Source organism: Anaerococcus sp. AH8042_DFU013_CI05 (assembly GCF_047936775.1).
Classification (GTDB): domain Bacteria; phylum Bacillota; class Clostridia; order Tissierellales; family Peptoniphilaceae; genus Anaerococcus.
This window is the reverse complement of the sequence record NZ_CP175954.1, coordinates 1,286,632-1,312,859: the sequence shown is the minus strand read 5'-3', so window position 1 is coordinate 1,312,859 and position 26,228 is coordinate 1,286,632. Positions and strand designations below refer to the sequence as shown.

Annotated in this window: 42 protein-coding genes; 40 read left to right on the top strand and 2 right to left on the bottom strand. The window is 33.0% G+C overall.

Going from position 1 to position 26,228, the window contains the following annotated elements; all coding sequences use genetic code 11:
* Positions 1-101 precede the first annotated feature (101 nt).
* The 9 genes from ACKRLN_RS06830 (at position 102) to ACKRLN_RS06790 (ending at position 9,565) form a co-directional block, all read left to right on the top strand.
* The gene (locus ACKRLN_RS06830) at positions 102-1,397 is read left to right on the top strand and encodes a serine dehydratase subunit alpha family protein (protein WP_296140775.1); all 1,296 of its coding nucleotides are present in this window, start codon (positions 102-104) and stop codon (positions 1,395-1,397) included.
* A 58-nt stretch (positions 1,398-1,455) separates the two neighbouring features.
* Entirely contained in the window at positions 1,456-2,103 is a 648-nt protein-coding gene (locus ACKRLN_RS06825; protein ID WP_295883308.1) for a Crp/Fnr family transcriptional regulator, read from the top strand.
* Between the two features lie 36 nt (positions 2,104-2,139).
* On the top strand, positions 2,140-3,618 hold the full coding sequence (locus ACKRLN_RS06820; RefSeq protein WP_416334673.1) for a hypothetical protein: 1,479 nt from the start codon (positions 2,140-2,142) through the stop codon (positions 3,616-3,618).
* Between the two features lie 57 nt (positions 3,619-3,675).
* Positions 3,676-4,209 (top strand): DUF4367 domain-containing protein, encoded by a 534-nt coding sequence (locus ACKRLN_RS06815; protein ID WP_296140769.1) that lies wholly within the window; start codon positions 3,676-3,678, stop codon positions 4,207-4,209.
* Positions 4,210-4,265: 56 nt separating this feature from the next.
* Positions 4,266-5,045 carry a putative ABC transporter permease gene (locus tag ACKRLN_RS06810; protein ID WP_416334672.1) on the top strand — a complete coding sequence of 260 codons (780 nt, stop codon included), beginning with the start codon at positions 4,266-4,268 and terminating at the stop codon, positions 5,043-5,045.
* Positions 5,046-5,115: 70 nt separating this feature from the next.
* Positions 5,116-5,802 (top strand): response regulator transcription factor, encoded by a 687-nt coding sequence (locus ACKRLN_RS06805; RefSeq protein ID WP_296140764.1) that lies wholly within the window; start codon positions 5,116-5,118, stop codon positions 5,800-5,802.
* Complete coding sequence (locus tag ACKRLN_RS06800; protein WP_416334671.1) at positions 5,795-6,742, top strand: sensor histidine kinase; 948 nt, start codon at positions 5,795-5,797, stop codon at positions 6,740-6,742. Before ACKRLN_RS06805 ends, ACKRLN_RS06800 begins: the two co-directional genes overlap by 8 nt.
* 100 nt (positions 6,743-6,842) lie before the next feature.
* Positions 6,843-7,601, top strand: a complete 759-nt coding sequence (locus tag ACKRLN_RS06795; RefSeq protein ID WP_296140761.1) for an ABC transporter ATP-binding protein — start codon at positions 6,843-6,845, stop codon at positions 7,599-7,601.
* Positions 7,598-9,565 (top strand): ABC transporter permease, encoded by a 1,968-nt coding sequence (locus ACKRLN_RS06790; protein ID WP_296140758.1) that lies wholly within the window; start codon positions 7,598-7,600, stop codon positions 9,563-9,565. The genes ACKRLN_RS06795 and ACKRLN_RS06790 overlap by 4 nt, the downstream gene beginning before the upstream one ends.
* A 33-nt stretch (positions 9,566-9,598) precedes the next feature.
* Here ACKRLN_RS06790 and ACKRLN_RS06785 read toward each other — a convergent pair whose 3' ends face one another.
* Together ACKRLN_RS06785 and ACKRLN_RS06780 are read right to left on the bottom strand one after the other, a co-directional pair.
* Positions 9,599-10,300: an LrgB family protein gene (locus tag ACKRLN_RS06785; RefSeq protein ID WP_296140755.1), complete on the bottom strand. Its 702-nt coding sequence runs from the start codon at positions 10,298-10,300 to the stop codon at positions 9,599-9,601.
* Positions 10,293-10,646: a CidA/LrgA family protein gene (locus ACKRLN_RS06780; RefSeq protein ID WP_296140752.1), complete on the bottom strand. Its 354-nt coding sequence runs from the start codon at positions 10,644-10,646 to the stop codon at positions 10,293-10,295. Before ACKRLN_RS06780 ends, ACKRLN_RS06785 begins: the two co-directional genes overlap by 8 nt.
* 380 nt (positions 10,647-11,026) lie before the next feature.
* Between ACKRLN_RS06780 and rpsJ the strand changes: the two genes are divergently transcribed.
* The 31 genes from rpsJ (at position 11,027) to ACKRLN_RS06625 (ending at position 26,213) form a co-directional block, all read left to right on the top strand.
* The gene (rpsJ, locus tag ACKRLN_RS06775) at positions 11,027-11,338 is read left to right on the top strand and encodes a 30S ribosomal protein S10 (protein WP_203126077.1); all 312 of its coding nucleotides are present in this window, start codon (positions 11,027-11,029) and stop codon (positions 11,336-11,338) included.
* A 54-nt stretch (positions 11,339-11,392) separates the two neighbouring features.
* Positions 11,393-12,028, top strand: a complete 636-nt coding sequence (rplC, locus tag ACKRLN_RS06770) for a 50S ribosomal protein L3 (protein WP_203126079.1) — start codon at positions 11,393-11,395, stop codon at positions 12,026-12,028.
* Positions 12,029-12,039: 11 nt separating this feature from the next.
* Complete coding sequence (gene rplD, locus ACKRLN_RS06765) at positions 12,040-12,663, top strand: 50S ribosomal protein L4 (protein WP_416334670.1); 624 nt, start codon at positions 12,040-12,042, stop codon at positions 12,661-12,663.
* Positions 12,663-12,956: a 50S ribosomal protein L23 gene (rplW, locus tag ACKRLN_RS06760; protein WP_203126082.1), complete on the top strand. Its 294-nt coding sequence runs from the start codon at positions 12,663-12,665 to the stop codon at positions 12,954-12,956. Before rplD ends, rplW begins: the two co-directional genes overlap by 1 nt.
* An 11-nt stretch (positions 12,957-12,967) precedes the next feature.
* Positions 12,968-13,801: a 50S ribosomal protein L2 gene (rplB, locus tag ACKRLN_RS06755; RefSeq protein WP_203126084.1), complete on the top strand. Its 834-nt coding sequence runs from the start codon at positions 12,968-12,970 to the stop codon at positions 13,799-13,801.
* Between the two features lie 9 nt (positions 13,802-13,810).
* Positions 13,811-14,098: a 30S ribosomal protein S19 gene (gene rpsS, locus ACKRLN_RS06750; RefSeq protein ID WP_416334669.1), complete on the top strand. Its 288-nt coding sequence runs from the start codon at positions 13,811-13,813 to the stop codon at positions 14,096-14,098.
* 9 nt (positions 14,099-14,107) lie between these two features.
* Positions 14,108-14,446 (top strand): 50S ribosomal protein L22, encoded by a 339-nt coding sequence (gene rplV / locus ACKRLN_RS06745; protein ID WP_203126089.1) that lies wholly within the window; start codon positions 14,108-14,110, stop codon positions 14,444-14,446.
* Positions 14,447-14,455: 9 nt separating this feature from the next.
* On the top strand, positions 14,456-15,205 hold the full coding sequence (gene rpsC, locus ACKRLN_RS06740) for a 30S ribosomal protein S3 (RefSeq protein WP_203126090.1): 750 nt from the start codon (positions 14,456-14,458) through the stop codon (positions 15,203-15,205).
* Positions 15,206-15,228: 23 nt separating this feature from the next.
* Complete coding sequence (gene rplP / locus ACKRLN_RS06735; protein ID WP_203126091.1) at positions 15,229-15,657, top strand: 50S ribosomal protein L16; 429 nt, start codon at positions 15,229-15,231, stop codon at positions 15,655-15,657.
* Between the two features lie 2 nt (positions 15,658-15,659).
* A complete protein-coding gene (rpmC, locus tag ACKRLN_RS06730) occupies positions 15,660-15,866 on the top strand; it encodes a 50S ribosomal protein L29 (RefSeq protein ID WP_101539544.1) in 207 nt (68 codons plus the stop codon).
* Positions 15,867-15,871: 5 nt separating this feature from the next.
* Positions 15,872-16,132, top strand: a complete 261-nt coding sequence (gene rpsQ / locus ACKRLN_RS06725; protein WP_203126092.1) for a 30S ribosomal protein S17 — start codon at positions 15,872-15,874, stop codon at positions 16,130-16,132.
* Positions 16,133-16,150: 18 nt separating this feature from the next.
* The gene (gene rplN, locus ACKRLN_RS06720) at positions 16,151-16,519 is read left to right on the top strand and encodes a 50S ribosomal protein L14 (RefSeq protein WP_203126094.1); all 369 of its coding nucleotides are present in this window, start codon (positions 16,151-16,153) and stop codon (positions 16,517-16,519) included.
* Positions 16,520-16,528: 9 nt separating this feature from the next.
* A complete protein-coding gene (gene rplX / locus ACKRLN_RS06715) occupies positions 16,529-16,837 on the top strand; it encodes a 50S ribosomal protein L24 (protein ID WP_203126096.1) in 309 nt (102 codons plus the stop codon).
* A 15-nt stretch (positions 16,838-16,852) separates the two neighbouring features.
* Entirely contained in the window at positions 16,853-17,398 is a 546-nt protein-coding gene (gene rplE / locus ACKRLN_RS06710) for a 50S ribosomal protein L5 (protein WP_416334668.1), read from the top strand.
* Between the two features lie 11 nt (positions 17,399-17,409).
* Positions 17,410-17,595: a type Z 30S ribosomal protein S14 gene (locus ACKRLN_RS06705; RefSeq protein WP_295884154.1), complete on the top strand. Its 186-nt coding sequence runs from the start codon at positions 17,410-17,412 to the stop codon at positions 17,593-17,595.
* A gap of 18 nt (positions 17,596-17,613) precedes the next feature.
* On the top strand, positions 17,614-18,009 hold the full coding sequence (gene rpsH, locus ACKRLN_RS06700; RefSeq protein WP_203126105.1) for a 30S ribosomal protein S8: 396 nt from the start codon (positions 17,614-17,616) through the stop codon (positions 18,007-18,009).
* Positions 18,010-18,019: 10 nt separating this feature from the next.
* Positions 18,020-18,559 (top strand): 50S ribosomal protein L6, encoded by a 540-nt coding sequence (gene rplF / locus ACKRLN_RS06695; RefSeq protein ID WP_295884150.1) that lies wholly within the window; start codon positions 18,020-18,022, stop codon positions 18,557-18,559.
* A 9-nt stretch (positions 18,560-18,568) separates the two neighbouring features.
* Entirely contained in the window at positions 18,569-18,934 is a 366-nt protein-coding gene (gene rplR, locus ACKRLN_RS06690; protein WP_203126107.1) for a 50S ribosomal protein L18, read from the top strand.
* A 13-nt stretch (positions 18,935-18,947) separates the two neighbouring features.
* Complete coding sequence (gene rpsE / locus ACKRLN_RS06685) at positions 18,948-19,457, top strand: 30S ribosomal protein S5 (RefSeq protein ID WP_203126108.1); 510 nt, start codon at positions 18,948-18,950, stop codon at positions 19,455-19,457.
* A gap of 9 nt (positions 19,458-19,466) precedes the next feature.
* Positions 19,467-19,649, top strand: a complete 183-nt coding sequence (rpmD, locus tag ACKRLN_RS06680) for a 50S ribosomal protein L30 (RefSeq protein ID WP_203126109.1) — start codon at positions 19,467-19,469, stop codon at positions 19,647-19,649.
* A 9-nt stretch (positions 19,650-19,658) separates the two neighbouring features.
* Complete coding sequence (gene rplO / locus ACKRLN_RS06675; RefSeq protein WP_203126110.1) at positions 19,659-20,153, top strand: 50S ribosomal protein L15; 495 nt, start codon at positions 19,659-19,661, stop codon at positions 20,151-20,153.
* An 11-nt stretch (positions 20,154-20,164) separates the two neighbouring features.
* Entirely contained in the window at positions 20,165-21,439 is a 1,275-nt protein-coding gene (gene secY / locus ACKRLN_RS06670) for a preprotein translocase subunit SecY (protein WP_203126112.1), read from the top strand.
* Positions 21,440-21,442: 3 nt separating this feature from the next.
* On the top strand, positions 21,443-22,105 hold the full coding sequence (locus tag ACKRLN_RS06665; protein WP_203126114.1) for an adenylate kinase: 663 nt from the start codon (positions 21,443-21,445) through the stop codon (positions 22,103-22,105).
* A gap of 111 nt (positions 22,106-22,216) precedes the next feature.
* Positions 22,217-22,435 carry a translation initiation factor IF-1 gene (gene infA, locus ACKRLN_RS06660; RefSeq protein ID WP_203126116.1) on the top strand — a complete coding sequence of 73 codons (219 nt, stop codon included), beginning with the start codon at positions 22,217-22,219 and terminating at the stop codon, positions 22,433-22,435.
* 14 nt (positions 22,436-22,449) lie between these two features.
* Positions 22,450-22,563, top strand: a complete 114-nt coding sequence (gene rpmJ / locus ACKRLN_RS06655; RefSeq protein WP_004818043.1) for a 50S ribosomal protein L36 — start codon at positions 22,450-22,452, stop codon at positions 22,561-22,563.
* A gap of 9 nt (positions 22,564-22,572) precedes the next feature.
* The gene (gene rpsM / locus ACKRLN_RS06650) at positions 22,573-22,917 is read left to right on the top strand and encodes a 30S ribosomal protein S13 (protein ID WP_203126118.1); all 345 of its coding nucleotides are present in this window, start codon (positions 22,573-22,575) and stop codon (positions 22,915-22,917) included.
* A gap of 9 nt (positions 22,918-22,926) precedes the next feature.
* The gene (rpsK, locus tag ACKRLN_RS06645) at positions 22,927-23,322 is read left to right on the top strand and encodes a 30S ribosomal protein S11 (RefSeq protein ID WP_203126125.1); all 396 of its coding nucleotides are present in this window, start codon (positions 22,927-22,929) and stop codon (positions 23,320-23,322) included.
* A gap of 12 nt (positions 23,323-23,334) precedes the next feature.
* Entirely contained in the window at positions 23,335-23,928 is a 594-nt protein-coding gene (gene rpsD, locus ACKRLN_RS06640) for a 30S ribosomal protein S4 (protein ID WP_203126135.1), read from the top strand.
* 34 nt (positions 23,929-23,962) lie between these two features.
* Positions 23,963-24,919, top strand: coding sequence for a DNA-directed RNA polymerase subunit alpha (locus tag ACKRLN_RS06635; RefSeq protein WP_416334667.1), 957 nt, complete (start codon positions 23,963-23,965; stop codon positions 24,917-24,919).
* 9 nt (positions 24,920-24,928) lie between these two features.
* Complete coding sequence (gene rplQ / locus ACKRLN_RS06630) at positions 24,929-25,270, top strand: 50S ribosomal protein L17 (RefSeq protein WP_203126138.1); 342 nt, start codon at positions 24,929-24,931, stop codon at positions 25,268-25,270.
* Between the two features lie 283 nt (positions 25,271-25,553).
* Positions 25,554-26,213: an HAD family hydrolase gene (locus ACKRLN_RS06625; protein ID WP_416334666.1), complete on the top strand. Its 660-nt coding sequence runs from the start codon at positions 25,554-25,556 to the stop codon at positions 26,211-26,213.
* Positions 26,214-26,228: the final 15 nt, after the last annotated feature.

The following is a 26,228-nucleotide window of genomic DNA, read 5'->3' as shown; positions in this document are numbered from 1 at the left end:
TTTTATACAAAAAGATTTTCTATAATATAGCTTAAAATTATATGAAAACCTTTGCCAATTATAAAAAATTTTAATATAATTATGGTGAAAGGGGATATTTTATGGATGATGTTCAAAGAGAATTGATAAACATAGTTGGGGAAGACTCTACAAAAGCTATTGGATGCACAGAGCCAGTAGCTGTTGCCTATGCGGCAAATATTGCTAGTAACTATTTAAATAAAGATGAAATTACAAAAATAAATTTAAAAGTAAGTAATAATATATATAAAAATGGTAAATCTGTAAAAATCCCCAAGACTGGAGATCATGGCTTAGAACTTGCGGCAAGTTTGGGTGCATTTACCAAAAAAACTGATAAAGCATTTTTGATTTTTTCAAATCTTAGTGATGATGAAATAAAAAAAGCTAGAGAATTTGTTAGTAATAATTTAGTTGTAAATATTAGAGATTTATCTAATGAATATTTCAATGAAGATTTACCAGATATATACATAGAAGTTACCTTGATGACGAAAAAAGATATGGTAACAACAATTATCTCACATTCTCACTCCCATATAAGCAAAATCATAAAAAATGGCCATGTTATTTTGGATAATCCATTTGTAAAAAAAGACAAGTCAGACTTTGATATAAAAGAAATGGATTTTGCAGATTTAGAAAAAATTGTAAGATCGATGGATATTAAAGATATAAATTTTGTCCTAGAAGGAGTGGATGTAAACCTAAAGGCAGCTGAAGAAGGCCTAAAAGGCTATGGTATGGGTCTTGGTAAAAAATTAAATGAGCTTAAGGAAAATAAAATTTTGCCGGATAATTTTATAAGTCAAACTAGGATTTTAACCGCAGCTGCAGCTGATATGCGTATGGGTGGTGGACCATTACCAGTTATGACATCAGGTGGCAGCGGCAATCAAGGTGTAGGAATTATTTTGCCAGTATATATGGTAGCTAAACATGAAAAATTGGATGATGAAATTTTAGCTCGTGCTTTATTTTTTGCTCATATAATCAATCGTTATGTAAAAGAATACGCTGGAAAACTTTGCGGAATCTGTGGTTGTGCTATCGGGGCAGCTATTGGATCAACAGCAGCTATAGCCTTTATGCTTGGAGGTAGTCAAAAAGAAATTGCAGGGGCTTGTACAAATGTTTTTGCAAATCTTACTGGTATGCTTTGTGATGGAGCCAAAGAATCCTGCTCTATGAAACTTTCTACCAGTGCCGAGGAAGCAATAATTGCAGCCTACCTTTCATTAAATGGTATTGTAAGCGAAGCAAATGTTGGTGTAGTAGGAGAAAATATTGAACAAACTATTGCAAATGTTGGTAAACTTTCCCACCAAGGCTTTAAGTCAGCAGATAAGACAATACTTGAGATAATAGAAAAATAAAACATAAGACGCATTGAAAAATATTGCGTCTTTTTTTATACTTAAATTGAGGTGAAATATGAATTTAAGAGAAATTTCTATTTTTAAAGACTTATCTGATGAAGATTTAAAAATATTGACCCAAAAAACAAAATTTGAAGAAAAAATCTATCCTAAGAATTCACAAATATTTACAGTTGGCGAGGTAACAGGAGCAATGTATTACCTAGTAGAAGGTAGTATTTTAGTTTATAAAATCGATCCAAATGGCAAAAGATTTATAATTAGAAAATTTAATAAGCCAGCTATATTTGGAGAAGTTTACTCCTATTTAGACGAACCCTTTGATTTTTCTGCCCAAGCAGAAACTGATTCAAAAGTCCTGTTAATCCATGATTTTAAAAAACTTTTTGCGACTGATACACCTAAGGATTTTTTAATTGCTTACACAAAATTAGTCTCTAAAAAATGCTTGCAATTAAGCAGATCCAATCAAATTACATCCCAGCCAACCTTAAGGCAAAAAATAGCAAAATATTTGATAATAAATGAAGAAAATGGAGTGGTAAAAACTAATTTATCTCGCGAAGAGTGGGCGGATATTTTGGCAACAACAAGACCCTCCCTTTCACGTGAGCTTTCAAATATGGTAGATGATGGGTTGATTGAAATAAAGAATAAAACAATAAAAATAAAAAATCGAGCTCTTATAGCAGATATCATTTAGAAAAAATTGGGGTATCAAAGCATTAAGGAGAATAATATGGATTTAAATAAGAATTATCAAGCAAATTTTGATGATATAAGCAAATCAGATTTAAAGACAAGACTTGCAAGACTTTCAAGGATTTGTGAAAACTTGGAAATACCTGTACTTGTTATGATAGATGGTTTTGAGTCCTCAGGCAAGGGTTATGTAATCAATAATTTAGCTGAAGAGCTCAATCCAAAATACTTTGATGTTGAAGTTTTTGAAAAAGATGAGGAATATGACAAAAAATATCATTTTACAAAAAGATTTTTTGACAATATCCCCAAAAAAGGTCACATAAAAATTTTTGACAGGTCATTTTATTACAAATTATTTGATGATGTAAATATAGGCGATAAAGAACTAGAAAATAAGATAGAGTCTTTAGAAAAAGTTGAAAAAATCCTCTATGATGATCAGACAATAATTATAAAACTTTTTTTAAATGTAAGTGAAGATGAGCAGAAAAAACGAATTAAAGAATTAGAAAATAGCAATCAAAAAAGTTTTTATTTAACCCAATCTGATAAAGATCAAAATAAAAACTATAAAAAGTATCAAAGTCACTTTGAAAATATTTTAGAAAAAACAAATTTTGATTTTAGTCCTTGGACAATTATTGAAAGCGACAATTTGAAAAAAGCATCCAAACAAGCCCTTTATCAAATGTTAGAAGAACTTACAATAGGACTAGAGCGCGTATCAACTCAAAGAATTGATAGCAAAAATGAAGTAAGATCTTATAGCAATCCAGTTCAAGTAATTGAAAATTTAGACCTAAACAAAAATATTTCAGATGAAGAATATGAAGAGAAAAAAGAAAGCCTAGAAAAAGAAATCAAAGATGTTCTTTTTGAGTTTTATGAAAGAGATATATCGACCGTTTTAGTATTTGAAGGTGTAGATGCGGCTGGAAAAGATGGGGCTATTGAACGTTTGATAAAAAAAGTTGACCCAAGACTTTATACTGTTCATGCTATCTCAGCACCAAGCAAAGAAGAAAATGAATATAATTATCTATGGAGATTTTATAATAAATTACCAGAAGATGGTTATATAGGGATTTTCTCTAGATCATGGTATGGAAGAGTGATGGTTGAAAGAGTAGAAGGATTTGCGAGTACAAATGAATGGGCTAGAGCCTATGATGAAATTCTAGGGTTTGAAAAACAAATTGCTGAGCATGGATCATTAATTTTGAAATTTTTTGTAGTAATAGATAAAGATACCCAATATCAAAGATTTATGGATCGAGAGAACAATCCTGATAAAAACTACAAAATTACAGATGAAGATTGGCGCAATCGTGATAAATGGAGTGAATATATAAATGCTATGGATGAGATGTTATATCGAACAAATGTCGACTATGCTCCATGGATAATTGTGGAAGGTAATCAGAAACATTATGCACGAATTAAAGTAATGGAAGAGTTTTTATTAAGGGCTAAAGCTCATTTAAAAGAATATGATAAGAACAATAATAAATAAATTTTTATTTTTAAAAATAATAGTATAATTATCCTTGTATCAAAAAGGGGAGAGGTTATGAAAAATAAAAAATATTTATCACTAGCTTTGATTTTAGCTTTATTAACACCACTTATAGCTTGTGGCAATACAAGGCCAGCGGAAGAAAAACCGGCTAATGAAGTTAGCGAAGAAGTAAAAGAAGCTGAAAAAACAGAAGATGTAGCAGTAGAACCAGATCCTGCAAGTGAAGTAGAAAACAAAGACTCTGGAGAAAAAGGAATCTATGATCTAGAATTCGGATATCTACCAGAAAAATTTGTAGAAAATTTTAAAGATGAAAAAAAGGATTTGAGAACTGTAGAATATATGGCAGAAAATAATCCTGCTAAAAAAATTACAATTCAAATCACACCAAAAGATGAAAGATTAGAAGAAATTGTAACAATTCCAGATGATGTAGAGGAAATCACAATTGGCGAAAATTCAGGCAAATTCTGGGATGATGGATCATTTAATTATATCGTAATCAAAGATGGCCAAAATCATATCTACACAAGAAGTACTCTTGAAAAAGAAGAAGCTGTAAAAGTTATTGAAGAAATAAAATAAATTTGTAAAATTACTCTTAAGAAGCAATTCTTAGGAGTTTTTTATTAGGAGTTAATATGTTAAATGCTTATTATATAATTTATTTTTTTATATATGCAATAATTGGTTGGGCCATGGAAGTTACATATAATGGCATTCGTCAGGGAAAATATATCAACTGTGGAGTTTTAAATGGCCCTTGGTGTCCCATATATGGATTTGCAGCCATTTCTATCTTATTTATGTTGGGAAAAGTAAATACATATAGCAAATTGTTTTTATTTTTTGCATCCATGCTTGTGGCCTCAGTTATTGAACTAGTTACAGGATTTATATTAGAGAAAGTTTTTCACAAAAAATGGTGGGATTACACAGACAAAAAGTTTAATATAGGTGGATATATTTGTGCAGAATATTCACTAATTTGGGGAGCCCTTTGCTTTATCCTCTATGAAGCAATCCACCCGATGATAGTAAAATTTGTATCAGCCTTTCCAGTGAAGATATTAATAATTGTAAATATTATTATTGCTATAATTTTCCTTATAGACCTAATAGCAACAGTAAATACTATCTTAGGCATCAATAAGAAATTTAGGGAGATTGAAAAATCAAAACAAAAACTAGGAGAAGTTACAACAGATATTGGAGAAAAAATTGCTCAAAGAGGCATAGAAAGAGCAGAAAAAACCAGTGAAAAACGCAAAGAATTTGATGAACGTAGTCAAGAATTTAAAGATAACTTCCAAGAATACGGAGAAAAACGTCTGCTAAAGGCCTTTCCTAACCTAATCCATGATCTGGAAGATAGGGGATATGATTTTGAAAATTTGAAAAACAAAATAAGTAAGAAATAATAAGCCGTCCTTGGGGCGGTTTTATTTTTTGATTTTTAACTTATAATTATAGTTAAGAAAGCAGGTAATTATGGATCCTATAAAAGTATATATAGTTGAAGATGATGACGTTATTTTAAAGGCCTTAAAAAAGTTTTTGCAAAACTGGTCCTATGAAGTTCATACTCCTGACGACTTTTCCACAGTCTATGAAAAATTTGAAAAAGTAAATCCAGACTTGGTTTTGCTTGATGTTTCCTTGCCTTTTTTTAATGGTTATTATTGGTGTGAGCAGATTCGAAAATCTTCAAATGTTCCCATTATTTTTATCTCTTCTGCAGATGAAAATCTAAATAAAATTATGGCCATGAATATGGGAGCGGATGATTATATTACAAAACCCTTTGATTTGGAACTGCTCCTTGCAAAGATAAAGGCAATTTTAAGACGTACTTTTGAATATAGTGAGTCTACTAATAATATTTCCTACAAGGATGTAATTATTGACAGGGATAGGATGGTTTTAAAATTTGCTAATGAGGAAATATCTTTATCAAAAAATGAGTATTTGATTTTGGAAATGATGTTTGAATACCCGGAAAAAGTTTTTAGGCGTGAAGAATTTATGGATAAAATTTGGCAGACTGATGAGTTTATCGATGATAATACTCTCACTGTAAATATTATGAGACTAAGAAAAAAACTAGAAGATATAGGCCTTAAGGATTTGATAAAAACAAAGAAAAAGGTGGGTTATTATATTGAAAGAGATGTCTAAATTTATAAAAATCAAAGGCCATAGTCTGATATTATTTGTAATTTTCATCCTTGCCTTACTAGCAAGCATTACTTTTGGTTTCGACAAAAATTACATATCATATATTTGCCTTATATCGGTATTTTTATTTTTAATTGACCTTGTAATCTCTTATAGAAATTTTAAGAGATTTTCAAATGAAATTACATATTGGACAAATGATTTTGAATCCAAAGCTCCATTTTTAATAGAAAATACCAAGGCTTTTGAAAATATTAATAATATTTACAAGTCGAATAAGCAAATGGAAAATTTTTTTGAAATAAAAATGGCAGAATTCAAAGAATATGTAAGTATGTGGACCCACCAGGTAAAAACTCCACTTTTTTCCTTAAATCTAATCCTCAAAGACCACCCTGTAGATGATCATGCAGCAAAAGCCGAGGTGTTTGAGATAGAAGAATACATCGAAACCCTCTTATCCTATATGAGATTGGAATCACTATCTACTGACTTTGTATTTGAACAAGCAGACCTTGATGAGCTTATAAGTTCATCTATCAAAAAATATTCAAAAGTATTTATTAAAAAGAAAAACAAGGTTAATTTTGTTCCTACTAATCTAAAGCTAACTACAGATAGAAAGTGGTTTGCTCTTATTCTCGACCAAATTTTATCAAACTCCAACAAATATACCCAAGAAGGAGAAATTTCTTTTTATATAGATGATAAAAATCTTATCATCGAAGATACTGGAATCGGTATTAGAAAAGAAGATTTGCCTAGGGTTTTTGATAAGTCCTATACGGGATATAACGGGCGCATTTACAAAAAATCTACTGGTATTGGTTTAAATTTAGTCAAAACTGCAGCAGAAAATTTGTCCATAGATGTTAGCATAGAATCAAAAGTAGATGTAGGAACAAAAGTAATATTAAATCTTAGTCGAGTTTTAAAATAACAAATTGTCACTTTAAGGAAAAAATTGTTATTTTAATCGAGGGATTTTTATTTTTTTATCTTGTAATATATAGACAAAGATAAGAAAGGAAAGTGATAATATGTTATTAGAAGTATCAAATTTAGAAAAAATATATAAGTCAAGATTATCAACAAACCAAGTTCACGCCTTAAACAATGTGAATTTTTCGGTAGAAGAAGGAGAATACATAGCTATAATGGGGGAATCTGGTTCCGGAAAAACTACCTTGCTTAACCTATTAGCTCTCTTAGATAAGCCTAGTAAAGGGAATATAGTTTTAGAAGGTAAAGACTTATCGACCATAAGTGATTCTGAGATTTCAAAATTTAGACGTGACCACCTAGGATTTGTATTCCAAGATTTTAACTTACTCGATACCCTTACTTTAAAAGAAAATATTTTGCTACCACTTATATTAGCAGAAGATGACCCCAAAAATTTTGATAAAAAACTCTTGCAAGTGGCTAAGCCACTAAGGATAGATGAGATTTTAAACAAATATCCTTATGAAGTATCTGGAGGGCAAAAACAACGCTGCGCAGTAGCAAGAGCCCTTATTACAAATCCAAAATTACTTCTAGCAGATGAACCAACAGGCGCTTTGGATTCGAATTCATCAAGGGAATTGATGGAAGTTTTCAAATACTTAAATGAAAATGGACAAACTGTAATAATGGTAACCCATTCCATCCAGGCAGCCTCTGAAGCAAAGAGAGTATTGTTTATCAAAGACGGCAAAATCTTCCACCAGCTTTATAATTCTGGTTTTTCAAAATATGAAATGGGCGAAAAGATTGCTGATACTATGCAAATGCTTCAAAGGGGTGAGATCAGATGAAATCACTCTACCACAGACTAGCCATAGATGGGATCAAAAGACATAAAAGGCTCTATATACCATTTATAGGTACAACAGTATTTTTCATAGTTTTAATAAATATATGCTTATCAATAAGCGCAGATCCATTGACAAAAAACTTTTTCGGACAAACAACCATAAGAACTTTGATGAATTTGGGTTCTATAATATTGTTGATATTTGCACTATTAACAATTTTGACCAACTATAATTTTATACAGAAAAATAAAGCGGAAGAATCTGCCCTATATTTGACTTTGGGTATGGAAAAAAAGCATTTGGTAAAAATCTATATCTATGAGTTAATCAACCTATATATAAAGTCAATAATTATTGGAACTATAATTTCAGCTATTATATATAAACTAGTTTTTGCCGGATTTTTGCAAATTCTAGATACAGATATGAATGTTCTAGAAACTGGTATATTTCCTACAATCCAGCCCCTCTTACTCACAGCCCTTATATTTTTTATAATATTTGCCTTATTATTAGCTAGGCAAATATTTAAAAGTAGGAACTTTAGCCCTATGTCTTTCAGATACCAAGCAAAGGCTGGGCAAAAAACTCCAAAATATCCAATAGCTACAGGTATATTTGGAATTTTGTGCATTGGGGCAGGATATTATATTAGCCTTACAACACAAAATCCCATGGATGCTTTCAAACTATTTTTCCTTGCCGTAATGCTAGTAATTGTAGGAACCTACGCAGCATTTTCAGTTATAGTATCAGGTGTACTAAAACTCCTCCAACAAAAGAAGAACTTTTATTATAAAAAATCAAATTTTACAGCAGTTTCTGGGCTTATCTATAGGGTAAAAAATAGTGCAAAAACCCTTGCTAGTATTGCCATACTATCTACTATGGTAATCATAGTCTTAACTTCTGGTTTTTCCCTCTACTTTGCAACAAGTGAAGTCCAAGAACAAATGTTTGCAACTGACTATAAGTTATCATTTCCAAATACCAATGACATTGATTTGTTCAGAGATGAAGTAGATAGGATTTTAAAAGAAAACAATAAAACAGGATACATTTGGACCTACGAGAGTGCAGTACTTCCAGTCGATAGAGATGGAACTATTTTAAAAAAGAAAATTACAGATGACCAATCTATGGATGGCAGTCAGATTGATATGGTATTTTTTGTCCTAGATCACGATTCTGCTTATGACTTTAAAGACAATGATGTTATCTTTTTACAAAGTAATGACAAAAGGCAAATAGAAAAAATAGAGGGTATGGATTTAAAGATAAAAAAAGAATTGGCAGAAAATTATCCTACTCCTATATCCATAGCTGATATATCTATCAATGACAAAGACCAGCTTATCTTTAAAGATGCTCAAATCTTTGAAAAAGTTGTACGTGGCTTCACCCCTGAATGGTATGGTGGTGGCTATGAGACTGTAAATAATGTGAACTTTGATGTAGATGGAAATTATGATCCGGATTTAAGAGATAAATTATGGGATGAACTAAAAGACAATATGGATAATGATTGGTTTTCCTTACAAGATAGCCAAGTTGATAGAAATGACCTTCTAGCAGTATATGCCGGCATATTCTTTGTGGGTATTATCCTAGGCCTAGGATTTTTGGTATCCACAGTTCTTGCCATATATTATAAGCAACTTTCAGAAGGTATGGAAGATAAGGCTAGATTTAAAACCATGCGACAACTTGGGATGACAGATAGGGAAGCTAAAAAGTCAATTTCAAAGCAAATGGGACTAGTATTTTTCTTACCCCTGATATTTGCCTTCGCCCATTCATTATTTGCTATCCCTATCATAACTAAGTTTTTACAAATACTAAGTTTAAATAATGTTAGATTATATCTAATGTGTTTAATTTCTGTATTTATAGCCTATATCATTTTTTACCTACTAACATTTAAATCGACAGAAAAAACTTATAATGAGATAGTTTTAGAATAAAAAACTGCAGGACTAACTTTCCTGCAGTTTTTCTTATATTGAATTTAAAATTAAAACCATAAGTGGCATTAAAATAACTGTCACAATTCCAGCTACGGCTATGGATAAGCCTGCCATGGCTCCTTGAACATTACCCATATCGCGGGCTTTTGTTGTACCTAGGGCGTGGGCAGCTGTTCCAAGGCCTATACCTTGGGCAACTGGATTATAAATTTTAAACACTTTTATAATTATAGGTGCGATTATTATGCCAATAATTCCGCGAATAATTACTGCGATTGCAGCAAGAGCAGCGATACCACCGTATTCTTCAGCAAGACCTACGGCTATGGCAGTTGTTACTGATTCAGGAAGCATGGTGATAATCATCATATCATCAACACCCATAACTTTTGAAAGTAGGGCGGTAACAAGCATTGAAACAAAGCTTCCAACAAAAATACCAATCATAATCGCAGCAAAATTTTTCTTTAATATATGTATGTTATCATAAAGACTTACCATTAAGGCTACTGTTGCAGGGCCTATAAAAAATGATATTAGTGACCCTCCTAAGTTATAATCTTGATAAGAAATACCAGCGACAGATAGGATAATGGATATTACAATTATTGAAATTAAAAGTGGATTTAGGATAGATCTTAGAATACCGTTATGTATTTTGTTTGTTAATTTTTTTGATAATTGGAATATAACAAATGATAAGACAATACCAAAATATGCATTACTAAACATGTTTGCTCCTTTTTTGTACAAATTCAACTACAATCATAGTTACTGCCATTGCAACAGTACAAGCTATTATGGTAACTACAAACATAGCAACAAAATTTTGGGTAAATAAATCAAAGTTTTCGATGATACCAACCCCAACAGGTACAAATAAAAAGCTCATATTATCTAAAATTACATTTGAAGCTCTTCTTACATCATCAGTTTTTATTTTCTTTGTGATAAATAAAATAAATAGTATCGCCATACCGTAGATTGTATCAGGAATAGGTAATGGGATAAGATACTTTAGAATGCTGCCAATGAGTAAACAAGCGCATAGGATTACAAATTCTTTTAAGATTTTCATTCTTCTCCTCATATTCTTTCTATATATTATATAGTTTCTATTATAATTTAAATAAAATATTTTACAAATTTTCATTTGACATAGGCTAATTAGCCGGTATATTAATGAAACGTTGCAAAAGAAATGCTGGAAAACTCAGGTTTATAGAAGCTATTTAGCAATATTTATAAATTTATATAAAATATTGTAAAATGTTTACTTTACACTTGATTTTATGGTGTTTTTATTGTATTATTATATGGTGCTTTGAAGCAAGATGTTGCTTGTGACTTAGGCCAAAATCACAAGGGAACTTTTGCCTAGCAAGTTTAGAAATCATTCTAAGCGGTTTCCACACATATCAAACGCCCGGAGGCGTGGTAAAGAAAGAGAGAGGAAAAATGGCTAATCAACAAAAAATCAGAATTAGATTAAGAGCTTACGATCATGAAGTAATCGATAGCTCAGCAGAAAAAATCGTAGAAGCGGTTAAAAGAAGCGGAGCAGAAGTATCTGGACCAATTCCACTTCCAACAGAAGTAGAAAAAATTACAATTTTAAGAGCGGTTCACAAATACAAAGACTCTAGAGAACAGTTTGAACAAAGAACACACAAAAGATTAATCGATATCTTAGGCCCAAATGCTAAAACACTAGATGCACTTAAGAAATTAAACTTACCTGCAGGTGTTGATATCGAAATTAAGTTATAATAACTGTAATTAGAATGATTGGATAATCAATCCGCTGTAATTAAGGAGGTACTCATGAAGAGTATATTTACAACAAAAGTAGGCATGACTCAAGTCATCGATGAAGATGGAGTTATCACTCCAGTTACTGTTCTAAAAGCTGATGAAAATGTAGTTGTACAAATTAAAACAGACGAAACAGACGGTTACAACGCAGTACAAATCGGTTATATGGACAAAAAAGAAAAAAATGTTAAAAAACCTATCAAAGGACATTTTGACAAAGCAGGCGCATCTTACAAAAGATATTTAAAAGAAGTTAACTACGGAAATGACCCAATCGACCTAGTAGTTGGTGATAAAGTAGCAGTAGACATCTTTGAAGAAGGCGAAATCGTAGACGTTGTTGCAACAAGCAAGGGTAAAGGTACCCAAGGTGCTATCAAAAGATGGAACTATGGTAGAGGTCCACAATCTCACGGTTCTAAATCTCACAGAGTAGCAGGTGCTCGTGCAGCAGGTTCAGATCCAGCAAGAGTATTCAAAGGTAGAAAAGGCTCAGGAAAAATGGGAAATGAAAGAGTTACAATCCAAAATTTACAAGTAGTTAAAGTAAATACAGAAGACTCTTACATCCTAGTTAAAGGTGCGGTTCCAGGACCTAAAGGCGGACTTGTTCAAATTAAACAAGCAGTCAAAGGCCAAAACTAAGGAGGAGTTAGATGCCTAAAGTTAATGTTTTAAACATAAAAGGAGAAAATGTTGGAGAATTAGAGTTAAACGAAACTCTATTTAACACTGAAATTAGCGAACACGCTGTGTACGAAGTAGTTAAAAACCAACTTGCAAATAAAAGACAAGGTACACAATCTGCTAGAACACGTGCTGAAGTACGTGGAGGTGGACGTAAACCATTTAGACAAAAAGGAACAGGTAGAGCTCGTCAAGGTTCAATTAGAGCACCACACTATACAGGCGGTGGAGTTGTATTTGCACCAAAACCAAGAGACTACAGCTATCAAGTTCCTAAAAAACTAAGAAGAAAAGCACTTTACTCAGTTCTTACTTCAAAAGTAAACGAAAATGAATTAATCGTTTTAGATAGCCTATCATTTGAAGCTCCTAAAACAAAAGAAGCAGCAAACATCTTAAATGCAATCGAAGCTGGTAAAAAAGCTTATGTAGTAACAGCAGAAAATGATAACTTAGTTTATAGATCATTTAGAAATATCGAAGGTGTAGATGTATCAGCTGCAAACCTAATCAATGTTTATGACTTAGTAAGACACAACAAGCTAGTAATTACAAAAGATGCAATTGCTAAACTTGAGGAGGTATTTATATAATGAAATCACCTTATGAAATAATTAAAAGACCAATTATTACAGAAAAATCAATGAGCTTACTTGATGAAAACAAATACACTTTTGAAGTAGACAAAAATGCAAATAAACCAGAAATCAAAGCTGCAATCGAACAAATCTTTGATGGCGTAAAAGTTCAAAAAGTTAGAACAATGAATTACGAAGGTAAAAAAGTAAGAACACGTCATGGTATCGGTAAAAAAGCTGACTGGAAAAAAGCTGTAGTTACTTTAACAGCAGACAGTGCAGAAATTGAATACTTCGAAGGTTTATAAGGAGGATTTAAATGCCTATTAGAAAATTAAAACCAACCTCAAACGGCCATAGAAATATGTCTGTTTCAACATTCGAAGAAATCACAACAAATAAACCTGAAAAATCACTTTTAACAGACCTAAAAAGCAAAGGTGGACGTAACAATACAGGTAGAACAACTGTTCGCTTTAGAGGCGGCGGAGTAAAAAGAAAATACAGAATCATCGACTTTAAAAGAAACAAAGACGATATCCCAGCAACAGTAAAAACTATCGAATACGATCCAAACAGATCAGCAAATATCGCTCTACTTGCATATGCAGATGGAGAAAAAAGATATATCCTAGCACCAAGAGGACTTAAAGTTAACGATAAAGTTATCTCAGGAGAAAATGCAGATATCAAACCAGGTAATGCATTAGAACTTAAAGATATCCCAGTAGGTACAACAGTTCACAATATCGAAATGAGACCAGGACAAGGTGGTGTCCTTGTAAGATCAGCAGGAACTGGTGCACAACTAATGGCTAAAGAAGGTAACTTTGCAACATTAAGACTACCAAGTGGTGAAGTTAGACTTATCCACTTAAACTGTAAAGCAACAATAGGTGTTGTAGGAAACCAAGAACACGAATTAATCAGACTAGGAAAAGCTGGTAAATCTAGATATCTAGGACGTAGACCACACGTAAGAGGTTCTGTAATGAACCCAGTAGATCACCCACACGGTGGTGGTGAAGGTAGAACACCAATCGGTCGTCCATCACCAATGACACCATGGGGTAAAAAAGCTATCGGTGTTAAAACACGTAATAAGAAAAAAGCTTCTACACAATACATTGTAAGAAGAAGAGACGAAAAATAGGGGGATATAATGGCTAGATCACTTAAAAAAGGACCATTTGTCGATGATCATTTAATGAAAAAAATTGACGAATTAAATGAAAAAAATGAGAAAAAAGTTGTAAAAACTTGGTCAAGACGTTCTACAATATTCCCTGAATTTGTAGAACATACAATAGCAGTTCACGATGGTAGAAAACACGTGCCAATCTATATCACAGAAGATATGGTAGGACACAAAATAGGTGAATTTGTACCAACAAGAACTTTCAGAGGCCATGCTAAAAAAGCTACTGAAATGAAATCAAAAATGCGTTAGGAGATGACAATGGAAGTAAAAGCAACAGCTAAATATCAAAGAATATCTCCTCTTAAAGTAAACTATATTTGCAAAGAAATTAGAGGTAAACAAGTAGACGAAGCACTAAATATTTTAAGATTTACAAACAAAAAAGGTGCAAGATTACTTGAAGATGTACTAAAAAGCGCTATCGCAAATGCAGAAAACAACAACGGACTTGACAGAGAAGACTTGTTTGTTAAAAACGCATTTGCTAATGATGCCCCAACAATGAAAAGATGGCATCCAAAAGCTAAAGGTGCAGCATACCCAATACTAAAAAGAAGCAGCCACATCGGTGTTGTTCTTGAAAATATAGAGGCATAGGAGGAAAAGATGGGCCAAAAAGTAAACCCAAAAGGATTTAGAGTTGGTGTTATTAAAGATTGGGATTCAAAATGGTTTGCAGACAAAGAAGAATTCTCAGATCTTTTAGTAGAAGACTATAACATCAGAAAAGTAATAAAAAAAGAAGTTTATGATGCAGGTATTGCAGATATCGAAATCGAAAGAGCTGTAAACAACCTTAAAATCACCATCTATGCTGGAAAACCAGGAATGGTAATCGGTAAAGGTGGAGCTGGTATTGAAGAACTTAAGAAAAAAATCGAAAAAGTTGCACCAGGTAAAAGAACAATCATAAACGTTGAAGAAATCAAATACCAAGACCTAAATGCACAACTAGTAGCAGAAAATATTGCATCAGCACTAGAAAATAGGGTTGCATTTAGACGTGCTATGAAACAACCAATCCAAAGAACAATGAGAGCTGGAGCAAAAGGTATCAAAACTATGGTATCAGGTAGACTTGGTGGAGCTGATATGGCAAGAAGCGAAGGATATTCAGAAGGAACAATTCCACTTCAAACACTAAGAGCAGACATTGACTACGGATTTGCAGAAGCAGATACAGAATACGGTAAAATTGGTTGTAAAGTTTGGATCTACAAAGGCGAAATCCTACCAGGAGAAAAGGCAGTTCGCGAACCAAAAATGAAACAAAGACCAAACAACAGAAACAACAAAAAAAGAAGAAACAATAACAGACGTCCTAACAGAAACGCAAACGAAAATACTAACAAATAGTATTTGAATAAGGAGAAAAACTTATGTTAATGCCTAAAAGAGTTAAATATCGTAGACAACATAGGGGCAGAATGAAAGGTGAAGCTCAAAGAGGAAACCAACTAGCTTACGGTGAATACGGTTTACAAGCCCTTGAAGCTACTTGGATGACAGCTAACCAAATCGAGGCTGCTCGTCGTGCGATGACAAGATATATCAAAAGAGGTGGTCAAATCTGGATTAAAGTATTCCCAGATAAACCAGTATCTAAAAAACCTGCAGAAGTAAGAATGGGTTCTGGTAAAGGTGCTCCAGAATATTGGGTAGCAGTAATCAAACCAGGCCGTGTACTATTTGAAATGAGTGGGGTTAGCGAAGAAGTTGCAAGAGAAGCAATGAGACTTGCTGCAAACAAACTTCCAGTAAAAACCAAATTCATACAAAGACTTGAAGTTACAGGTACGGAGGAATAATAATGAAAGCAAAAGAAATCAGAAATTTATCAGACCATGATTTAGATAAACAATTATATGATTTACAAAGTGAGCTTTTTAATCTTCGTTTCAGACTTGCAACTGGACAATTAGAAAATCCATCAGCAATTGGAAATGTCAAAAAAGACATCGCAAGAGTTAAAACAATTCAAACTGAAAGAAAGCTTAATATAAATAGGGAGGCTTAAATTTCATGGAAAGAAACAGTAGAAGAGTAGAACGTGGTGTTGTAGTATCTGATGCGATGGATAAAACAATTACAGTTTTAGTTGAAGAAAAAATTTCACACCCAGTTTACAAAAAAAGAATCAACAGAAGTAAAAAATATAAAGCTCATGATGAAAAAAATGAAGCTAAAGTAGGCGATACAGTAGTAATTATGGAAACTCGTCCTCTATCAAAAACAAAAAGATGGAGACTTGTAAGAGTAGCCGAAGCTGCTGAAATTGTTTAATAAGTTAAGGAGATATTCATGATACAACAAGAAACTCGCATGAGAGTTGCAGATAACTCCGGAGCACGTGAATTATTAGTAATCAAAGTTCTAGGCGGAACTGGAAGTAGATATGCAAACATCGGTGATGTTGTTACTTGTTCAGTAAAAAGTGCAACACCCGGCGGAGCGGTAAAAAAAGGTGACGTTGTAAAAGCTGTAATCGTTAGAAGCAAAAGAGGATTAAAAAGAGCTGACGGATCAAAAATCAACTTTGACGAAAACGCAGCAGTAATCATTAAAGAAGACAAATCACCAGTAGGAACTCGTATATTTGGACCAGTAACTAGAGAATTAAGAGGGGAAGGATTCATGAGAATTATATCCCTAGCTCCAGAAGTATTATAGGAGGAAGTTATGCACGTTAAAAAAGGCGATAAAGTTCAAATTATATCAGGCTCATACAAGGGTCATGTTGGAGAAGTAATCGAAGCTTATCCAAGAGAAAATAAAGTAGTAGTTCAAGGTGCTAATGTAAGAATCAAACACCAAAAAGCAACACAAATGGGCGAAGAAAGCGGAAGAATCGAAAAAGAATGCCCAATTGATGCTTCAAAAGTACTTTTATACTCAGAAGAACTTAAAAAAGGTGTAAGAACAAGCAAAGTACTTGAAGATGGCAGAAAAATCAGAGTAAGCCATAAAACAAACGAAAAATTCGATTGAGTTTAAGGAGAAATTATGGCAAACAGCAGACTAAGAGAAAAATACGAAAATGAAGTAGTAAAAGCATTAATAGATAAATTTGGCTATGAAAATGTAATGCAAGTACCAAAACTTGAAAAAATCGTAATTAACGTTGGTCTTGGAGAAGCAAAAGATAACCAAAATCTATTAAACGCAGTTAAAAATGAACTTGCATTAATTACAGGTCAACAACCTATTGAAGCAAAAGCTAAAAAATCAGTAGCTAACTTCAAACTTAGAGAAGGCCAAGCAATTGGTGCAAAAGTAACATTAAGACGTGAAAAAATGTATGATTTCCTAGATAAACTAATCTCAATTTCACTACCACGTGTTAGAGACTTTAGAGGAATTAATCCAAACTCATTTGATGGACGTGGAAACTATTCACTAGGAATTAAAGAACAATTAATTTTCCCAGAAATCAAATACGATGATGTAGATTTCCTACACGGAATGGATATAACAATAGTTACTACAGCAAACACAGATGAAGAAGCTAAAGCATTCTTACAATTAATGGGAATGCCATTTACAAAATAAAGGAGCGCTTAATGGCTAGAAAGTCAATGATAGCTAAACAAAAAAGACATCACAAATATTCAACACAAGAATATAGCAGATGTAAAATTTGTGGTAGACCACACGGCTACCTTAGAAAATATGGAATTTGCCGTATTTGCTTTAGAGAATTAGCAAATGAAGGAAAAATTCCAGGAGTTAGAAAATCAAGCTGGTAATTAGGGAGGATATTAATTATGATGACAGATCCAATAGCGGATATGCTAACAAGAATTAGAAATGCAGTAAAAGCTAACCACAAATCAGTAAGCTTACCATCTTCTAATGAAAAAAAAGCTATTGCACAAATTCTTCTTGATGAAGGCTTCATAAACGGATTTAATGTTGAAGAAGACAACAAACAAGGAATTCTTACAATAGACTTAAAATATACTGAAAACGGTGAGAGAGTAATCTCAGGACTAAGAAGAATAAGTAAACCAGGCCTAAGAGTTTATGTAAAATCAAACGAAGTACCAAAAGTACTAAACGGTCTAGGAACAGCAATTATTTCAACATCAAAAGGACTTTTAACTGACAAAGCTGCAAGAACAGAAAATGTAGGTGGCGAAGTTATTTGTTACGTATGGTAAGGAGAAATATATGTCAAGAATAGGTAAACAACCAATTGAAATACCAAACGGAGTTTCAGTTGTTATTGATGGACAAAATATCAGAGTAGAAGGCCCAAAAGGTAACCTAACTCAAGATTTTCCAAAAACAATTGAAGTAGTTGAAGAAGATAATCAAATCCTAATCAACATTCCAGAAAATTATACAAAACAACAAAACATCGACCACGGTTTATTTAGATCACTTATTGCAAATATGGTAGCAGGTGTAACTGAAGGATTTAGCAAAACACTTCAAATCGAAGGTACAGGTTACAGAGCAAGCAAACAAGGGAATAACTTAGTTATGAACCTAGGCTTCTCACACCAAGTAACTATGGAAGATCCTGAAGGTATCGAAACTGAAGTACCAAATGATAGAACAATAATCGTAAAAGGTATCGATAAACAATTAGTAGGCTTACACGCAGCTAATATCAGAAAATGGAGAAAACCAGAACCTTACAAAGGTAAAGGTATCAGATATGAAGGCGAATATGTAAGACGTAAAGTTGGTAAGACAGGTAAGTAGGAGATATAAATGGCTAAAGATAATAAAAAACAAAGACTTCAAACTCGTAAAAGAAGAGTTAGAGCAAAAATCAGCGGTACTCCTGAAAGACCAAGACTTTCCGTATACAAATCAAATGCTAACATTTACGCTCAAATTATTGATGATGTAAATGGTCTAACACTAGCAAGTGCAAACACACTACAAAGTGATATAGCAGACGGACTAGAAAGCAAATCAAATATCGATGCAGCAAGCAAAGTTGGCGAAGCTATTGCAAAAAGAGCGATCGATGCTGGTATAACAGAAGTTGCCTTTGATAGAAATGGTAACCTATACCACGGAAAAGTTAAAGCTTTAGCAGAGGCAGCAAGAGAAGCTGGTCTTAAGTTTTAATAGGAGGTATTAGATGAATTATTTATTAAGAAGTGAAGTAGAAAAACTAAACCTCGAAGATAGAGTAGTTGCTATTAACAGAGTTGCTAAAACTGTAAAAGGTGGACGTAACATGAGATTTGCAGCACTTGTAGTAGTTGGTGATTCTAACGGAGTAGTTGGAGTTGGAACAGGAAAAGCTACAGAAGTACCAGAAGCAATCAGAAAAGCAACAGAAGATGCAAAAAAACACATGATCCACGTTCCACTAGTAGGAACAACAATTCCTCACAGAGTTCAAGGACAAAAAGGAGCAGGTCATGTATTACTAATGCCTGCAGTAGAAGGTACAGGAGTTATCGCTGGAGGTCCAGTACGTGCTATCTGTGAACTTGCAGGGTATAAAGACATTAGAGCTAAAAACCTAGGTTCAAGTAACCCTAGAAATATCATCAATGCATGTCTAGATGCATTTTCTAACATGAAAACTGTAGAAGAAGTTGCTAAACTTCGTGGTAAATCGGTAGAAGAATTCGATTATTAAGGAGAGAGTATGGCACAATTAGAAATCAAACTTAAAAGATCTTTTATCGGTAGAAAAGATGATCAAATTGCAACAGCAAAAGCCCTTGGACTTAAAAAAATCGGCCAAAGCGTTGTAAAAGAAGATAATCCAGCAGTAAGAGGAATGATCAATAAAATTCCATTTATGCTAGAAGTAAAAGAATTAAACTAGGAGTGTAAGATGAAATTACATGAATTACAACCTAATCAACCTCTAAAAAAGAGAAAAAGAAAAGGTAGAGGTCCAGGTTCAGGAAATGGTACTCGCGCAGGTCGTGGTCAAGATGGTCAAAACTCAAGAAGCGGCGGTGGCGTAAGACCAGGTTTTGAAGGTGGACAAATGCCACTATACAGACGTCTTCCAAAAAGAGGATTTAAAAATATCAACAAAAAACAATACGAAGTTATCAATGTTGAAACATTAAATGCTTTTGAAGATGGTACAGAAGTAACACCAGAATTACTATTTGAAAACGGAATATTAAATAAAAATAAAGCAAAAGATGGAGTTAAAATCCTTGGTGATGGAGAACTTACATCAAAACTAACGGTTAAAGCTCACAAATTCACAGCAAGTGCAAAAGAAAAAATTGAGGCTGCTGGTGGATCAGTAGAAGAAATTGAAGTTAAAAAATGGGTAAAACCATCTAAGAAAGAAACTACACAAGAAAATTAAGAAGGTGAGCAATGCTAGAAACAATAAAAAAAGCATCTAAAGAGCCAGAGATTAGGAAGAGATTTTGGTTTACTATCCTAATGCTAGTTATCTATAGACTTGGAAATAATATTCCAATACCATTTATAGATCAAGAAACTCTTAGAAATGCTTACTCATCTGTTGAAGGAACCCTAGTTGACTACCTAAATATGCTAACAGGTGGTGGACTATCAACCCTTTCAATATTTGCCCTAGGAGTACAACCTTACATTACATCTAGTATCGTAATGCAGCTTTTAACAGTTGTAATACCAAGACTGGAAGAGTTAACCCGTGAAGGTGAGCAAGGACGTAAACAAATCCAAAAATACACTAGATATGTAACAATCATTCTTGCAATATTCCAAGCAGTAGCAGTAACAAACGGTTTATACGGAGCAGCACTTGCAAATGCAACAGGATTTCAAAAACTTGCAATGAATGTCATACTAATCGGCGGAACAATGTTTGTAACTTGGATGGGTGAAACCATAACAGAAAAAGGACTGGGAAATGGAACAAGTCTTTTAATATTTATGGGTATTATAGCATCCTTCCCAAGAACAATTGCAAGATGGGGTGATCAAGTTCACTATGGATTAGTAAACTACCTACCAATTATCATCATGGTTATACTAATAATCTTAATTGTAATGGCAGTAGTACTAATCTCAGAAGGTGAACGTAAAATTCCAATCCAATATGCAAAAAGAGTTGTAGGACGCAAAATGTATGGTGGCCAATCAACTCACATCCCAGTTAAAGTAAACATGGGTGGAGTAATGCCAATAGTATTTGCATCAGCAGTACTTGCAATACCATCAACAATTGGACTTTTCTTTGGAAACGGTGGAAAAAGTGGGATAACAGATTTCTTCCAAAATACAACTGGAGGATTTATCCTATACTTAATTATCCAATCAGCGTTAATCTTAATATTTGCATATTTTTATAACCAAATCCAATTTAATACTGTAGAATACGCTAAGCAATTACAACAAAATGGTGGATTTATCCCAGGCATTAGACCAGGAAAACCAACTAGTGAGTATTTGGCAAAAGTTGCAACAAGAATAACCTTTATAGGATCAATTGCACTAGCTCTACTAACAATCATTCCAGCAATTGCATCAAAATTATTAGGATTATCCCTATCATTTGGTGGTTCATCAGTAATCATCGTAGTAGGAGTAATAATCGAGACAATTAAACAATTAGAAGCAATGATGACAATGAAGCAATACAAAGGGTTTTTAAATAGGTAAAAGATGAATATTATATTGTTAGGACCCCCAGGAGCAGGTAAGGGTACACTTTCAAAAAAAATTATAGAAAACTTAAATGCAGTTCAAATTTCCACAGGAGACATTTTTAGATACAATATCAAAAATGAAACTCCTCTAGGACTTAAAGCAAAAGGATATATGGACAAGGGTGATCTTGTTCCAGATGAAGTAACCATCGACCTACTTTGGGATTATTTTGATAAATTAGAAAATAACGAAGATAGCGAACTAATCGTATTATTTGATGGATTCCCAAGAACAATCAATCAAGCAAAATCGCTTGATAGCGGAATGGATCAAAGAAATCAAAAAATAGATGGCGTAATCTACTTTGATGTTGACTATGATACACTTATCAAAAGAACAACAGGTAGACGTGTATGCCCAAACTGTGGAGCAACATATCATATAGAAAATCATCCACCAAAAGTGGAAGGCATCTGTGATAAATGCGATACAGAATTAATTCAAAGAAAAGACGATAAACTAGAAACAGTAAAAAACAGAATCGATGTTTACAACGAACAAACCGCAGTACTTATTGATTATTACACCCAAAAAGGTATATTAAAGAGTATTGACGGCACAAAATCTGTTGATGAAATATTTGATGAATTTAACAATAAATTAGGAGAATTTAACTAATTTATGGTTAAAAAAAGAGAAAATAAAGAATCTCTTTAGGCCAATATGTCTTAAAAAAGAGATGAACGTTGCTAAACAAGACATATTAGATAAGATAAGGAGGTTCTATATATGTCAAAAAAAGATGCTATAGAAGTTACAGGAGTAGTAAAAGAAGCACTCCCAAATGCAATATTTAAAGTAGAACTAGAAAATGGACACGAAATCCAAGCCCATATCTCAGGAAAACTACGCATGAACAGCATAAGAATATTAGAAGGAGATAAAGTAACAGTAGAACTATCTCCATATGACCTTACACAGGGAAGAATTACTTGGCGACGCAAGTAGACAAGGAGAAATAAATGAAAGTTAGAGCATCAGTAAAAAAAATGTGCGATAAATGCAAAATTATCAAAAGAAACGGAAAAGTTATGGTAATTTGCGAAAATCCAAAACATAAACAAAGACAAGGTTAGGAGGGTTTAATGCCAAGATTAGCTGGTATAGATTTACCTAGAGAAAAAAGAGCAGAAATAGGCCTTACTTATATTTACGGAATCGGCCGTGCAACTGCTAATGAAATATTAAAAAACACAGGAATCAATCCTGATACAAAAATGAAAGATCTTACTGAAGAAGAATTAGGTCAAATTCGTGAACAACTAAATCAATATACAATCGAAGGTGATTTACGTCGTGAAACATCAATGAATATTAGAGCTCTTCGCGAAATTAACTCATACAGAGGAAACAGACACAAAGCAGGCCTTCCAGTAAGAGGACAAAATACTAAAAACAACGCAAGAACAAGAAAAGGAAGAAAGGGTTAAGGAGAATAAATGGCACCAAGAGGCAAACAAACTTCTAGAAGAAGAAGAGTTAAGAAAAATGTTGAACGTGGCCAAGCTCACATTAACTCAACATTCAATAACACAATGGTGACAATTACTGATATGCAAGGTAATGCATTATCATGGGCTTCAGCAGGTCAATTAGGATTTAGAGGAAGCAGAAAATCTACACCATTTGCAGCTCAAGAAGCAGCAGAAACAGCAGCTAAAAAAGCAATCGATCATGGTTTAAAAACTGTAGAAGTTTACGTAAAAGGACCAGGTAGCGGACGTGAATCAGCTATCAGAAGCTTACAAGCTGCAGGACTTGAAGTAACAATGATTAAAGATGTTACACCAATTCCTCACAATGGATGTAGACCACCAAAAAGAAGAAGAGTTTAATAAGGAGAAATTATGGCAGTATCAAAAGATCCAGTTTATAAAAGAGCAAGAGCTTTAGGAATTTCTCCAGCATACCTAGGTTACACAGGTGAATCAAAAAGACAATTACCACAAAGACGTGGAAAAATGTCAGATTACGGTATGCAACAAAGAGAAAAACAAAAAGCTAAATTCATCTATGGCGTAAGCGAAAAACAATTTAGAGGCTACTATGAAAAAGCTACTAAAATTGAAGGTCAAACAGGTGAACAATTAATCGTTCTTTGCGAAAGAAGACTTGATAACATAGCATTTAGATCAGGCCTTGCAAGAACAAGAAGAGAAGCAAGACAAATTGTAACTCACGGACACTTATTAGTAAATGGTAAACAAGTAGACATCCCATCATACCTAGTAGAAGTTGGCGATGTTATCGAAGTACGTGAAAAATCTAGAAATAAAGCTTTATTTAAAACTATCAAAGAAACAAATGCTACATTTGGAGTAGTTGAATGGATGAGCTCAGATCTAGAAAACCTAAAAGTAACTATTGATAGACTTCCAACAAGAGAAGAAATTGATATCCCAGTAGAAGAACGTATGATCGTAGAGTTCTACTCTAAATAATTAAGAACTAAAAAGTTAGAACTAAGGAGTTACCATGATCGAAAAATTAGATACAAATATAGAAATACTCGATATAAACGAAGGCGATCATTATGGCAAATTTGCCCTATATCCACTCGAACGAGGCTATGGTACAACCATAGGAAACAGTATTAGAAGGGTGCTTTTATCATCCTTACCTGGTTCTAGCGTCTCAAAAATTCTAATTGAAGGAGTCCTTCATGAATTTTCCACTATAGATGGAGTAGTAGAAGACGTTCCTGAAATAATTTTAAACTTAAAAGGCCTTGACATCAAAAAACATGGTGATGAAGATGTTACCCTATTTTTAGATATTCAAGGACCAAAAATTGTAACAGCAAAAGATATTAGCAAAGATAGCTCTATCGAAATTGCAAACCCAGATCATTACATTGCAACAGTAAATGATAAAGCAAATCTATTTATCTCTCTTGAAGTTACAAATGGTAAGGGATACCAATTATCAGACCAAAACAAATCTGAATCAGATCCAATAGGTACTATTGCTATAGATTCATCATTTACACCAGTAGAAAAAGTAAACTACTTTGTAGAAAATACTAGAGTAGGTGAGGCTACTGACTATGATAAATTAATCATAGAAGTGTGGACAAATGGAACTATATCACCACAAGAAGCTCTTTCTGAAGGAGCAAATATCTTAATTAATGACTTTAAATACTTTAGAGACCTTCCAAATGTGTCATTCGTAGAAGAAGAAGTTAAAGAAGAAAACGAAGAAGTTGTTGTTGAAGATAATACAGACCAACAACTAGAAAAAACAATCGAAGAAATGGACCTATCCCTACGTTCATTTAACTGTCTAAAAAGAGCAGGATTCGATACAGTAAGTGATATAGTAGAAAAATCTGAATCAGAATTAAAATCAATTAAAAACTTTGGTAAAAAATCACTAGAAGAAGTAAAAGACAAAGTTCATGAAATGGGACTAAGTCTTAAAGATGAATAGGAGGTAAAAATGGCTAATAAAAGAAAACTTGGCAGAAGAACTGACCATAGAAATGCCATGCTTAGAAATCAAGTGACTTCTTTATTCGAAAACGGTAGAATTGAAACTACAGTTACAAGAGCTAAAGAAACACAAAAAATGGCTGAAAAAATGATCACTCTTGGCAAAGATGGCTCACTTCATGCAAGAAGACAAGCTGCAAGCTACATTTACAAACCATCTACAGTTCAAAAATTATTTGATGAAATAGCACCAGAATATGAAGAACGTAACGGTGGTTACACAAGAGTACTAAAAATGGGACCAAGAAGAGGCGACGGCTCAGAAAGAGCTATACTTGAACTTGTTTAATAACAAGGATAATAAAAAACTTATGTGTAGATTATCTAGAGTACCCACAGTAAATTTTAGCTCTAAAAACTAAATTCACAACAGGTATTACCCTGTGAAAGGATCACTTTCAGGTAAAACACAGAGAGAATCAATATAGCATATAAGTTAAAAAATCCAACCCATAATAAAATCAATTAATAAATTAATAATAAAACTTCTAGCATCTTTGAGCGTGTACAAAGGTGCTTTTTTGTTTGCCAAAAATAGGGTAAGAAAGCATAGAAATATAAAGGAGTAGATTATGTCTTATAAATTAGTAATATTTGATATGGATGGACTGATGTTAGATACAGAAAAATTTTATTATGAGTCATGGTTTAAGTTTAGTGAAGAATATGGCTTTGAATATAATAATGAAAAGAGAAAGCAACTTGCAGGCATGAACGGTAAGAAAATAAAAGAAATTATTGCAAAAGAAATTGGTAGCAAGCAAAAAGCAAGCGAATTAAGAAATAAATTAACAGAATATCGCAATGAATATTTTTTAAATTATAAGGGTGATATGAAAAAAGAGGGACTAGTTAATTTATTAGAATTTTTAAAAGAAAATAATATTAAAGCTTGTGTAGCCTCATCAAGTTCTAGAGAAAAAATCTCATATTTGCTCAAGAATCAAGATATAGATCACTACTTTGATTTTTATGTGTCCGGTCATGAACTAGAAAATGGAAAACCACATCCGGATATATTTTTAAAGGCTTTAGAAGAATCTGGACTAAAAAAAGATGGAGCTCTTATATTAGAAGATTCATTTAACGGCTATAAGGCGGCCAAGGCAAGTGGTATTGATTATTTAATAATTCATGATAATAGTTTTAAAAAAGATTTTGATGCTGATAAAGAAGCTAGTAATCTAAATGAAGTAATTTCATATTTGAATAATAAAATAAATATTTACTAAATCAAAATAATGATT